The sequence below is a fragment of the Wenyingzhuangia gracilariae genome, assembly GCF_056387575.1.
Map to the genome: position 1 here is coordinate 2,593,693 of NZ_CM150748.1, position 13,007 is coordinate 2,606,699.

Consider the following 13,007-nt stretch of genomic DNA (forward strand, 5'->3'; position numbering starts at 1 on the left):
AAAATTTTAGGTTTTGTCTCCAAGATTGTTTTGTTGAATATAATCGCTAGGAGTCATGTTAAATTGTTTTTTAAAGCATTTTGCAAAGTAAGACGGACTGTTAAAACCTGTCATATACATAATTTCTTTAACAGATAAATCACTTTTTTCTAACAGTTGTACTGCTCGTTTTAAACGAATACTTCTAATAAACTCACTAGAAGATAAACCTGTGATTTCTTTTAGTTTTAAGTACAAATTACTTCTACTAACACTCATCTCTTTAACCAGCATTTCTACGCTAAATTCTGTGTTCATCATGTTTTTTTCTACAACTTCCATAGCCTTTTCTAAGAAAAGTTCATCGGCAGAAGTAACGGTTACATCTTCTGGTTTTAGAATAATTTCTTGATTGAAACGTTTTCTAAGACTGTCTCTTTTGTGAATTATATTTTTAATTTTTAGTTGAAGTAACTCTAGGTTAAAGGGTTTGGTAATATAATCATCAGCACCATTTTCTAAACCAGTAAATTGATGTTCTTCAGATGTTTTGGCTGTTAGTAATATAAAAGGAACATGACTAATTTCTGAGGTTTCTTTACATTTTTTACAGAATTCTACACCGTCCATTTCAGGCATTACATAATCACTAATAATAATATTAGGTATTTGTTTTTTAGCTAGCTCATATCCTTTTAAGCCATTTTCGGCCTCTAATATGTTGTAGCTTTCTTTTAACGATTGTTTGATGAAGGAACGAATGTCTTTGTTGTCATCTACAACTAAAACAATAGGTAGTTGTGATCGTTGTCCTATAATTTCATCATCTTCTTCCTGATCTTGTACAGATATTTGATGTGTAGATGAAACATAAGCAGTGGTTGTGTTTACATTGTCTTGTTTGGTTCCAAATACAATGTTAGGTTTGTCTATATATGCTTGTTTATCTATGGGTAAATTTACAGCAAATGTAGATCCTCCCCATTCATTATCTACCACTATAATAGTTCCTTGGTGTAAGTCTATTAAGCTTTTGGTATAACTTAATCCAATACCTGTTCCTGTTGGGTTGGCTAGCTCTTTGGCAGAATTGCTATAGAATCTGTTAAATATTCTTTGTTTTTTGGCATCTGAAATTCCAGAACCAGAGTCTCTAACTTCTATAACTAATTTATTGTAGACTGTTTTTTTAGTTAGTTTTTCTGAATGAAATGTTTTTTTAACGTATACATATACTTCTACAATTCCGTTTTCTGGGCAAAATTTAAATGCATTAGATAATAAATTATTCATTATTTTTTCTAGAGCATCAGGATTAAAGTAGGTGTAAATTTTCTCATCTTGAGTTTTAACACTGTATTTAATTTTTTTCTTTTCACTAATAAATTTAAAAGGTTCTGCAACTTCTTTAATAAAGCGTGCAATATTTTTGTTGTAAACAGTAAGGCTCATTTGCCCTTTGTCCATTTTTTGAAAATCTAAAAGCTGAGTAACCAAACGCAGTAAATACTCTGTGTTTTTCTCCATTAATTGATATTGGTGTCTGATTACATTCTGATCTAATGTACCTATTTTAGCTTGTAAGTATTCTAAAGGACCTTTAATTAAGGTTAATGGAGTTCTAAATTCATGAGAAATATTGGTAAAGAATTCCAATTTCATTTGTTGTAGTTCTTTGTATTTTTCCTTTTCAATATGTTCTAATTCTAACTCGTGCTTTTTTTCTGTTTTGATAATGGTAAATTTCCAAAAAGCAATTAATAGTCCTATTGCAATTAGTGCATATAGAATGTAGGCCCAAATGGTTCTCCAAAAAGGAGGAGTAATTTCTATAACTATTTTTTTAGGAGTGTTGTTCCAAATACCATCTCCGTTAGATGATTTTACACTAAAAGTATAAATACCTGGAGATAAGTTGGTATAAGTAGCAAAACGTTTTGTGGAATTGGTATAGTTCCATTTGTTTTCAAAACCACTTAGCTTGTATGCGTATTGATTTTTTTGTGGGGAAGAGTATTGTAAGGCAGCAAACTCAAAAGAAATGCTATTCTGATCGTGTTTAAGTTCTATTTTGGTAGTGTTCTGAATAGATTTTGTTAAAAGTATGTTTCCATCGTAGCTTTTTCCCAATTCTATTTCGTTATTAAATAACGAAATTTTGGTAATATGTGTTTCAGGTTGGTAAGGGTTGTCTTTAATTTTTTGAGGGTAAAAAGCATTAAAACCATTTATTCCACCAAACAACATTTCTCCGTCTTTTCTTTTAAAACAGGCTAATTCTTGAAATTCATTGCTTTGTAGGCCATCGTGAATATTATAGTTCTTAAAGGTTTCTTTTTCGGGGTTAAATTTGGAAATTCCATTATTGGTAGAAACCCATAAATATCCTTTATCGTCTTCTAAAATTCCTTTAATTACATTGTTAGGCAATCCATCTTTTTCAGTATAAACTTTAAACTGTGCGTTTTTTTCAGAAAGAGGTGAAACTAATTTGTTCAATCCACCTCCAAGGGTTCCAATCCAAAGTTCCCCTTTTTTACTTTCGTGTATAGTTAGGGTGTAGTCTAGGCTTAAACTCTTAGGATTGTCTTCGTGATTTTTATAATTAATAAACGTAGGATTTTTTTTGTTAATTTCTGTATAAGACAGTTTACTTAATCCGGTTCCGGTAGCAAACCACAAATTCTTTTTAGAGTCTTGAAATATTTTTCGAATAATAACACCACAAATACTTCCAGGGTCTTTAGGGTTGTTTGTAAAATGATTTTTTAACACAAACTGGTTGTTTTTATCAATTTGAAAAACGTACACTCCTTTGCTGTAAGTTCCAACCCATACATAATTATTGTGGTCTACATATATGGTAAAAACACTTCCTTTAATTTGTGGAATTATTTTTTGTTTGTAAAATGCTTTTTGATTTGGGTTGGTAATATCTATATAATGAAAAGAGTCTCTTCCTTCGGTTCCTAATAGTAAGAAAAGTTTTCCGTTGGTTTTAACTTCTGAAATGGCAAACGTTTTTGTAACGTTAAAAAGGTGTTCAAAAGCACTATATTTTTGATCTGTTTTTATTTCTTTATTTAACTTACCTCCTTCTGTTCCTATCCATAAATCGTTATTGCTATCGGTGTAAATTGCTCTTATTTTGTTGTAGCTTAAACTCTTTGGGTCAGATGTTTTTTTAACATGTAGAAAAGGCTTGTTTTTAGGGTCAAATTTGTTAATTCCTCCTCCGTTTGTACCTATCCAAATAATACCTGTTTGGTCTTTGTACAAAGAAGTAATAATATTTTTGTTTAAGCTATAAGGGTTTTCAGGAGAATCTTTATAAATGTTTATAAGCTTAGGTTTGTTTCCTGTATTTTCAAAATGTAAAAGCCCTTTAATAGTACCAACCCATATGTTGTTTTTATTGTCAATAATAATGTTAGAAACTCCTGTAGTGCTGTAAAATTTTATAAACTTTTTACGAATATTTAGGTTTGTATTTTGAATGTAAAAGTCTTGAGAAACAGAAATAATAAGACGTTCGTTTTCGTCTTCTACAATACTTTTAATAATTCCTGTAGGAATTCCGTATTCAGCATTTATGTTGATTAATTGGAATTCCTTTCCTTTTTGTTTTACCTGGTAAAAGTATTTGTTAGTTCCTATTAATAGCGCTCCCTTTTTGGTTTGGTATATTGCGGTAATTCTATTGTTGTTTACTTTTATAGGAAAATCTAAATGTTTAAAAACTAGACTATCTCTATGCGCAGATAAGTCTACAAAATCAAGACCTTCATTGGTTCCTATCCAAAGATTTTTTTCATGATCAATTAAAAGAGCACTAATGTAATTGTTTCTAATACTTTTGCTGTTCTTAGGGTTGTGCTTGTAATGATGAAATTTTTCTTTAGAAGTATCTAAAAAGTTCAAACCATTCCCCGTGGTTCCTATCCATAAATTATGATTATCATCTCCAGTAATTCTAAAAATTAAATTACTACTTAAGCTGTTTTTGTTTTTTTGAGGTTTGTAGTGTTTAAATTGATACCCATCATACTTGTTAAGACCATCATGAGTTCCAAACCACATATAACCATCTTTATTCTGATAAATAGTATTTACATCACTTTGTGACAATCCATCATTTACAGAAATATGATGAAAATTAATAGGGACTTGTGCGTAGGTAAATAAAGATATGAATAGCAAAAGTTTTACTACGTATGTCTTGATACAGTGTTGATGCATAAAATATTTATGTGTGATTTGTTTTTTCTAAAAAAAAATAATTTACAGTTAAGATAGTAAAGAGTACTTTGGGTTTAAAATTATTTTTTGATTTTGTTTTAAAAGCCCCTAAATTTCTTTAAAATAGTTAAGAATGTATAAGTAAACCCAAACACATATGTTTTTAAGTATTGTATAGATGATTTTTAAGACTAGCTCTTTTGTAGTTCGTTTTGTATCGTTTTAAGAACTAGATTGTATGTGTATTAAAAATGATGCCTTTTACCCATTGTGTATTACATATGTGTTTCCCTTTTTTTTACTTGTAAATTAGTTTTAGCTTTGGTAAATATCAATTTAATATAGACCATAAATTTATGATGAAAGTTGTTCTTTTTAGCACCATGTTGTTTGTACAATTATCTATTTTTGCCAACAATTACAATGTTCTTGATTTTGGAGCCAAAGCCGATGGAATTACAAAAGATACCAAAGCGGTTCAAAATGCCATAGATACTTGTACCAAAAATGGAGGAGGTACCGTATTAATTCCTGCAGGAAAAACCGTTGTTATTGGAACCATTTATTTAAAGAGTTTTGTTACTCTTAGGGTAGAAAACGGAGCTGTTTTGTTAGGAAGTCCAAATTATGAAGATTACACAACCGATACTCATAAAAACACCTATAAAAACGAAACTCACATGGACAGGTGTTTGATTTTTGCTAAAGAAGCAAAATCATTTGCCATAGAAGGATATGGAACGATAGATGGAAACGGAAGTCCAAAGAATTTTAGAAAAAAAGAGGGTAATGGTCGTCCTATGTTGTTGCGTTTTTTAAACTGTAAAGACATTCGTATGAACAATATAACTTTACAAAATCCTGCTGCTTGGACTTCTGCTTGGTTGTATTGTGACGAAATTTCGGTTAATGGTATTAAAATAAAAAGTAGAATTAATCACAATGGTGATGGGTTAGATTTTGATGGGTGTACCAATGTACGAGTTACAAATTCATCTTTTGATACCAGTGATGATTCTATTTGTTTACAAACTTCTAGACCCGACAAACCCTGTGAAGATATTACCATTACCAATTGTGTATTTAAAAGTAAGTGGGCAGCTATGAGAATTGGACTGGCTTCTAGAGGAGATTTTAACTCGGTAACAGTAAGCAATTGTACTTTTCATGATATTCAAGACTCCGGATTTAAAATTCAGATGAATGAAGGTGCAGAAATGAAAAATATGGTGTTTTCTAACATTGTTATGCGTAATGTACCAAGACCTATTTTTATGACTTTTTGCCAACAAAGAGCTGGAGCAGATGCTCCTAAAGAAATGTTACCTATGAAAGCAATGCATAGTTTTATTTTTAATGGAATAATTGCAGATAATAGAATGTTAGATGTAAATTCAGCAATTTTTATTACAGGAATGCCTAATCATGATATAACTGATGTGCAATTGAACAATATTCAAATGACTGTTGCAGGAGGGGGAACTAAAGAAGATGCTAAAAGAGAAATAAAAGAATACACTTTAGAAACATTAGGAAATTGGTGGCCTGAGTTTAAAAAAGTAGGAGTGCCTATTCCAGCTTCAGGAATTTATGCTCGTCATATGAATGGATTGTATTTAAATAATATTCACATTTTTACCGTTAATAAAGAGGAACGTCCGGCTGTGGTTTTAGACGATGTAAAGAATTATGATTTAGATAAGGTTTATGTAAATAGCAAAAAAATAGCAAAAAAAGACATTGTCTTAAAGTAGTTTGTTAAAACTCAACAAAAAAAAGGAGCAACCTAGCTAGGTTGCTCCTTTTTTTGTTTGAATGTGTTTTTGAGGGTTTAAAATAAAACTCTATTCCACAATTAATTTTGTTCTCATGGTATATGCATGCCCAGGGAATGTACATACAATCCAATATTGTCCGGGTTTACTAGGAGCAGTAAAATAAATAGTTTCAGAACTTTCTGGACCAACAATTCCTGAATGGAATAAAACCAAATCAGTATCAGGTACATAACTTAATTCAGGACCTTCTAATCCTAGTTGTAGAGCCATGTTCCCAACAGTTGTTGGAGTTTCTGCTCCAGGTTTCATAATAACCATGTTGTGTAACATATCATCGTTATTATTTAAGGTTAACTGAATTCTAGAATTCTTTTTAATGGTTATTTGTTTTAAATTGTATTGTAACCCAGGAACGGTTCCAAGTTCTATTTTTTCATCGGCTTCTTTGTTGCCCCATTCACTAGGTATTTTGTTTGCACGTTTTGGCTGATGAACTACTTTTTTAGGAGTTTTTGGCATGGCCATGTGTGCAGATTTTAAGGCACCACCTGGAACTTCATTTAGTGTGTAAAAACCTTTGTTGTGTAATAACAATTCTCCAGATTTAGATGTTAACGTAGGCATTTCTATTTGGTGAATATATCCTAAACGCATACCGTGTACGGTTAGTTTTACTTTCAATCCATCTTTAGAAACTTTAGCATGGTGTACCATTGCGTTTTGTAATTCTTCTATTGGACTACCATAAGTTTCGTGATATTTGTAAGTGAACGAAGCTATTTTGTAGTTGGTAATGTCTTCAGCTATTTTTTTACTTACAGGCTTGGTAAACTCTAATTCAAATCCATCGTTTAAAGCTTTCATTGTTTTTACTTCAAAAGGAACTTTTCCTGTCCAAACCAAGCGTTGCAATCCATACATTTTTCTACCAATAGAAGACCAACCTCTGCTAGTCATACCTACAAACATACTGTTGTCGTTACTCCAAATCATTCTCAATACTCCCGAAGAAAATCCTTCAACAAAACCAAAGGCAGCACCTTGGTATACTCCGTTTACTTTTTCTAAACAAACACGAACAATTCTACTATTCCCCTGGTCTCCAACAAACATTTGTCCTTCAAAAGGCCCAAAATTTCCGTTTGTTGTATCAAACAATATATCAGAAGTAGAAGTACCTAAAATGGTATGTGGTAGCCATATTGCAGGAGCTTTTAGAGCTTTTAATTCTTTACCATATTCATAAATAGAAAGGTGTCCCGACTTAATGTCTGATGGTTTTAGTTTTAAAGGTGAATTCAGTTCGCTAGTCCATCTTAAGCTTTCAGGATGCCCAGCAAAATCTCCTTTTTCCATGTGAGTTACTCTACCAGAACCTACCCAGTCTCCTTGGTTTTCTGAGTAAAAAACATCTCCATTAGGCATAATTCCTAAACCAGCAGGTGATCTAAATCCAGCAGCAAAAGGAGTCATTTCTCCTTTGTTGTTAAATTTTAATAGCCATCCTCTCCATTTAGAAAAACTTCTTCCGCCACCTGCCCAGGTAACGTTTAGGTGTACAAACATGTTTCCATCTTTATCTACTCTTGGTCCGTAAGAATATTCATGGTAGTTTCCAGATAAAGGCCAAGAGAAAAAAGTTTTATACAAGTCTGCTTTTCCATCTTTGTTGTTGTCAATTAATTGGGTTAGTTCTCCACGTTGAGAAGCAAAGAAAGAATTGTCTTTGTATGCAAGCCCTAAAACTTCGTGCATACCACTTGCAAATAAATTGTATTTAGGACTTTGGGTATTCGGGTTGTCTATAAGCCAAACTTCACCTCTACGTGTAGAAACACCTAATTTATGATCGTTTGTTAAAGCTAAACCTCCAACTTCTAAAGTAATGTCTTTAGGAATAGGAACATCTACAATTTTATAGTAGTCAGCTTCTTGTTCTGCCAATTGTTTGTTTAAAACTTTGTTCTTTTTTTGAGCAATTCCTGCTTTACCAATTAAAAGGGCAGTAGTAATTGCTAGTATTTTATAAGTTATTTTCATTGTTTTCTACTTTTTTAATTACCAAATAATATTGTATTCAGTGTTTTGTTTTCCTTGAGGAATTTTAATTAGCAATTCGTCTACTCCGTTTTTAGAACGAATAATCGGACGTTCATTATGTTGTTTAGGGAACTCTATGTAATAGTTGTTGTCGTTAATAATATAAACTCCATCAGTTCCTTTTTTGATATGAGGAGCTTCTGTAATTTTATGCCATATTTCTGATGTAGAATCTGTAGTAATTTGGCGAGTAAGTTTTCTTTCTGATGTGGAAGGAACAAATTTGTTGTGAATAGAAGTACCGTTTAATTCGCTAATAAATGTAGGGTTGTTTACAGCATCTACACTGTATCCTTTTTGAATTAAATGAGTGTTTTTTTGGTACCCTTTAGCCAATTGTTTTTTAGTGTTGTAGTTTTCTTTAGGCCAATTAGCATCTTTGTTTTTTAAGAAAGCAAAATCTTCATCACCATGAAAAGAAATGGTAGGTCCTTCAGGGATTCCTAATTGCTCTTTTCCTCTAGAGTGCCACATATGTGTAGCGTTTAAAAAATTCAAACTCCATACATGCAATAAAGAACCTGTTTCTAAATCGTAAGCATAATTCATTTGTTGAGGAAATCCAACAGAAATAGAGTGTGTTCTTTTTACTTTGTTGTGCATTATAAAACTACGTTGTGTAACAACTTTATTGTCTTTAGGTTCTATAATTAAAAATCTCATGTGTGTTTTGGCTTCTTCTCTTTCAGACATTTTTCTTTTCTGAATAGAATGACGTTGCATTCCTTCACCTTCTACAAAAAGTTCAAAACCACGTTGCCCCCATCTTCCTATTTGATTGAATACAACAGTAAAAGGAATCTCTCCCTTTTCTAATTGAATAGATTTATAGTTGGGTTTTTCTGCATTGTTTTCGTTTATACTCATAAGAGTTTTATTAGCAATAGCTAATAAAGCACCACCAAAGACTCTCATCTCAAAAACATAATTAGCGGTTTCTGGAATGTTAAAAGTACCTGTGTAAGCAATTAAATTTTTAGCATTTTTTTGCACATGCGTTAATGGGGTAATGGCATCTACACGATTTGTTTTTATTTTCTTTAGTTGATTGATGGCATCTACATTGTTAATTTTTTTGTTGCTTTCGTAAATAGATGCAGTAATGTTTTTGATTTGTATTTTATTGTCTTTGTTGTACAATTTGTATTTTATGTTTTTAAAAGCAACAGGCCCGTGGTCTCCTTGTAAAACAATAGGTCCCATTTCTTTTTCATCTTTTCCAAACATAGCACCTCTTGTAGGTCCAGATACTTCAGCGTTTTCTACAATTAAAACACCATTCAATTGCACTTCTTCAAAATAAGCATTTTTAATTTTTTCTCCTTTTTTGTTAAATCTAGGAGCGTGGAAAATTATTTTTAAATGTTGCCATAATCCTGGAGCTTTTGCTGCGTTTACAGAAGCAGCGGTTCCTTCATATCCTTGTTCTCCTTTTTTCTTGTTTTTATCCCAACGTTGATATACACTACCAATATCGCTATATTTAGGTTTTTTTACACCCCAGCTATCGTACAATTGAATTTCATAACGTCCTTGAAAATAAATTCCAGAGTTAGAACCAACAGGCATCATAACATCAAGCTCTAATTCTATGTCACCATGTTCAAAATTGGTAACAATGTGTTTGTTTTTTTTCTGATCATTGGTGTTTACCAACACTCCTTTTCCTTTGTTACTAAAAATGGTTCTTCTTTTGGTTCTGTCAATAGAAACAGATGAGGCTACTTTCCAATTTTCTCCAGTTTTTTTAAATTCAGACAAATCATCTAAACTTATGTTGGTAAAAGGAATAGAAGTTTGTTGTTTTTGTGCCACCATACTTCCAAGTGAAAGAAAGCAACTAAGCACCAGATAGGATAGTATTTTGTTTTTCATTATAAGGTTTTGTTAAAATATGATTCGGAATTATTTCCTAGATGTTTTGTGTATTTTTAGATTAAAAACTAGATTGTTTAATAAATGAATACAATTAGGGTAAAAGTATTAAACTTATTGTTTTTGAATGTTCAAAATTATTCACTGACTAAAATCAAACTATTTTTTAAAAAATAAATAAGATTTTTATAAAAATTTTTAAGGTACAATTATTTCTACACAAGTTGTATCTTTAAAAAACAAGCTAGAAATAAACTTTACTTTAACTTTATTATAAGAGAATTTAATAGCATAAAAAATATACACATGAAATACGTATTCACATTTATTTTTGCTTTTGCAATGATTTTTAGTGCACAAGCACAACAAAAAAAAGAAGAAAAATCGAACATACCTGTTTTAACAGATGAGGAAATTAAGCCTTTGTTAATTAAAAATGCTTGTATTGGTTGCCATAAAAAAGATAAAAAAATGGTAGGTCCTCCTTTTAAAGAAATTGCCAAAAGGAATTATTCTAATGAAAGAATAGTAGAATTAATTTACAAACCAGAACCTAAAAACTGGCCAGACTATAAAACCCCTATGGCACCTTTGTCTTTTGTAACTAAAGAAGATGGTTTAAAATTAGCTGCTTGGATTAATTCTTTAAAATAAGAAATAATGAAAAAAAGAATCTTTTTTATGGGCTTGCTTTTGTGTGGAGTAACTACATACTCACAAAAAAAAGATGAGGCAAACCCCAAAGATACCGAAGTATATAAACCTATTCCACCAGTAGTAGAACCATACAGTAAAAATGGAGTGCCAAGTGATGCTATTGTTTTGTTTGATGGAACTAGTTTAGAAGAATGGGAAACATCTACAGATAAAAGCAAACCTACATGGAAACTAAACACGCAAGAAAAATGCATGACGGTTTACAAAGGAGCATCTAAAAAGAATGCTACTATTCAGACAAAAAGAAAGTTTGGATCAATGCAATTGCATATTGAATGGAAATCGCCAACTAAAATTGTAAAAAGCGGTCAAGGTAGAGGGAACAGTGGTGTGTTTTTACAAGGACGTTATGAAATTCAAATCTTAGACAACAACAACAATGATACTTATGTAAACGGTCAAGTGGGTTCTGTGTACAAGCAATCTGTTCCGTTGGCAAAAGCTTTAGTACCAACAGGTGAATGGAACACGTATGATATTATTTATCATGCTCCAGAATTTAAAGGGGATGAACTTGTAAAGCCAGCAACCTTAACATTGTTGCATAACGGAGTTTTAATTCAAGATCATTTTGTTTTAAAAGGACCTACAAAATATATAGGAATTCCAAAATATACTTCACATGGCAAAGCTCCTATTAAATTACAAGACCATGGGAGTCCTGTTAGTTATAGAAATATATGGGTTAGAGAAATTGATTAGTTAACATTTACAAATATTAAAAAAAGCATTTTTACAATTTACGTAAAAATGCTTTTTTTAATCATATCTGTTTAGAACAGAAACGTTTGTGGTGCTTCTAAAATAAAGTTTTCACAATCTTGCTACCGTTAAAAAATCAAATTAGAATGATCAAAAAAATAAGTACACTATTCTTTTTAGCTACCGTTTGGGTTGCTACGGCACAAAAAAAGCCCAATGTATTAATCATCTTATCAGATGATCAAGGTTGGGGAGATGTTGGATTTAACGGAGCTACAGATATTCCTACACCCAATTTAAATCAACTAGCAAAAGAAGGAGTTGTTTTTAGTCAAGGATATTCATCTCACCCATATTGCAGCCCAAGTAGAGCAGGATTGTTAACAGGTAGATATCAACAAAAATTTGGACACGAAAACAATCCAGAAAACACAAAACAAAGTGAAGATACTGTTATTGGTTTGCCTTTAAATGAATTAATGATTTCTGAATTGTTACAAAAAAATAATTATCAAACCTGTGCTATAGGAAAGTGGCATTTAGGAAATGCAAACAAATTTTTGCCAAACAATAGAGGTTTTGATGATTGGTTTGGTTTTAGTGGAGGTGGTTTAAACTATTGGGGAAATACTACAGAAAAAAACAAAGAACTAGGTGTGGTTAGAGATGGTAACATAGTTCCTAAAAGTGAATTAACATATTTAACAGACGATTTTTCTAACGAAGCAGTAAATTATATAGACAAGTATTCTAAAAACGAAAAACCGTTTTTTATGTATTTAGCATACAATGCTCCACACGCACCTATACAAGCCACAAAAGAATATGTAGACAAAGTAAAGCATATAGAAAATGGAGAAAGAGCGGCTTATGCTGCCATGGTAGTTGGTATGGATGCTGGAATAGGAAAAGTAATTCAGAAATTAAAAGACACAGGAGAGTACGAAAACACTTTAATTATTTTTTATAGCGACAACGGAGGGCATTCTCACGGAGCAAGTAGTTATCCATATAGAGGACATAAAGGAATGTTGTTTGAAGGGGGAATTAGAGAGCCTTTCTTAATTTCTTGGCCTAAAAAAGTAAAAGGGAACAGAGTATATAAAAAGCCAATTATTGCGTTAGATATTTTTCCTACCATTTTATCGGCAGCCAATATAGAGCAACCAACTAGTAAAAAATTAGATGGAGTAGATTTGTTGCCTATTCTTACTAAAAAGAAAAAAAGTTTAAAAGAAAGACCTATGTATTGGCAATATTCGGGAGGAGAAGGATATGCCGTAAGAGATAAAAATTACAAGTTAATTGACTCTTATTATAAAAAAGAAACCTTGTTGTTTGATATAGATAAAGATCCGTATGAAAATCACAACATTGCAGCCAACCATCCTGAGATTGTTGAAAAATTAAAACAAAAATACAAGACTTGGGCTCAAGACAACGTTACACCACTTTGGGAAGATGCTCATTTGTTTAACTGTAATAGAGAAGAAAAAAAGAGGCAAACAATTCTTAATAAAGCCATGGCTGGCGATAAAAACAAATAATTTATACAATTATTAGAACCATTTAAACCCTTAGTATTTACTAAGGGTTTTTTAATACAAAAAACATAAG

General features: G+C 31.5%; 7 protein-coding genes. 4 read left to right on the forward strand and 3 right to left on the reverse strand.

Annotated elements, in window-relative coordinates; genetic code table 11:
• Positions 1 to 6 precede the first annotated feature (6 nt).
• Entirely contained in the window at positions 7 to 4,179 is a 4,173-nt protein-coding gene (locus ACY2IJ_RS11330) for a hybrid sensor histidine kinase/response regulator (RefSeq protein WP_476724479.1), read from the reverse strand.
• Between the two features lie 395 nt (positions 4,180 to 4,574).
• On the opposite strand from ACY2IJ_RS11330, the gene ACY2IJ_RS11335 reads away from it, so the two are divergent.
• Positions 4,575 to 5,972, forward strand: a complete 1,398-nt coding sequence (locus tag ACY2IJ_RS11335; RefSeq protein ID WP_476724480.1) for a glycoside hydrolase family 28 protein — start codon at positions 4,575 to 4,577, stop codon at positions 5,970 to 5,972.
• Between the two features lie 90 nt (positions 5,973 to 6,062).
• Here ACY2IJ_RS11335 and ACY2IJ_RS11340 read toward each other — a convergent pair whose 3' ends face one another.
• Both ACY2IJ_RS11340 and ACY2IJ_RS11345 read right to left on the reverse strand, forming a co-directional pair.
• The gene (locus ACY2IJ_RS11340; protein WP_476724481.1) at positions 6,063 to 8,036 is read right to left on the reverse strand and encodes a sulfocyanin-like copper-binding protein; all 1,974 of its coding nucleotides are present in this window, start codon (positions 8,034 to 8,036) and stop codon (positions 6,063 to 6,065) included.
• A gap of 18 nt (positions 8,037 to 8,054) precedes the next feature.
• Complete coding sequence (locus ACY2IJ_RS11345; RefSeq protein WP_476724482.1) at positions 8,055 to 9,971, reverse strand: 3-keto-alpha-glucoside-1,2-lyase-like domain-containing protein; 1,917 nt, start codon at positions 9,969 to 9,971, stop codon at positions 8,055 to 8,057.
• 306 nt (positions 9,972 to 10,277) lie between these two features.
• Here ACY2IJ_RS11345 and ACY2IJ_RS11350 point away from each other — a divergent pair, with 306 nt between their 5' ends.
• The 3 genes from ACY2IJ_RS11350 (at position 10,278) to ACY2IJ_RS11360 (ending at position 12,937) form a co-directional block, all read left to right on the forward strand.
• Positions 10,278 to 10,625: a c-type cytochrome gene (locus ACY2IJ_RS11350; RefSeq protein ID WP_476724483.1), complete on the forward strand. Its 348-nt coding sequence runs from the start codon at positions 10,278 to 10,280 to the stop codon at positions 10,623 to 10,625.
• A gap of 6 nt (positions 10,626 to 10,631) precedes the next feature.
• Complete coding sequence (locus ACY2IJ_RS11355; protein ID WP_476724484.1) at positions 10,632 to 11,390, forward strand: 3-keto-disaccharide hydrolase; 759 nt, start codon at positions 10,632 to 10,634, stop codon at positions 11,388 to 11,390.
• Positions 11,391 to 11,536: 146 nt separating this feature from the next.
• On the forward strand, positions 11,537 to 12,937 hold the full coding sequence (locus ACY2IJ_RS11360; protein ID WP_476724485.1) for a sulfatase family protein: 1,401 nt from the start codon (positions 11,537 to 11,539) through the stop codon (positions 12,935 to 12,937).
• Positions 12,938 to 13,007 lie beyond the last annotated feature (70 nt).

What these genes read in the sequence shown, in the direction of transcription:
- ACY2IJ_RS11335 (WP_476724480.1), top strand. Translation starts at nt 4,575, where the DNA reads ATGATGAAAGTTGTTCTTTTTAGCACCATGTTGTTTGTACAATTATCT.
- ACY2IJ_RS11340 (WP_476724481.1), bottom strand. Translation starts at nt 8,036, where the DNA reads ATGAAAATAACTTATAAAATACTAGCAATTACTACTGCCCTTTTAATT.
- ACY2IJ_RS11345 (WP_476724482.1), bottom strand. Translation starts at nt 9,971, where the DNA reads ATGAAAAACAAAATACTATCCTATCTGGTGCTTAGTTGCTTTCTTTCA.
- ACY2IJ_RS11350 (WP_476724483.1), top strand. Translation starts at nt 10,278, where the DNA reads ATGAAATACGTATTCACATTTATTTTTGCTTTTGCAATGATTTTTAGT.
- ACY2IJ_RS11355 (WP_476724484.1), top strand. Translation starts at nt 10,632, where the DNA reads ATGAAAAAAAGAATCTTTTTTATGGGCTTGCTTTTGTGTGGAGTAACT.
- ACY2IJ_RS11360 (WP_476724485.1), top strand. Translation starts at nt 11,537, where the DNA reads ATGATCAAAAAAATAAGTACACTATTCTTTTTAGCTACCGTTTGGGTT.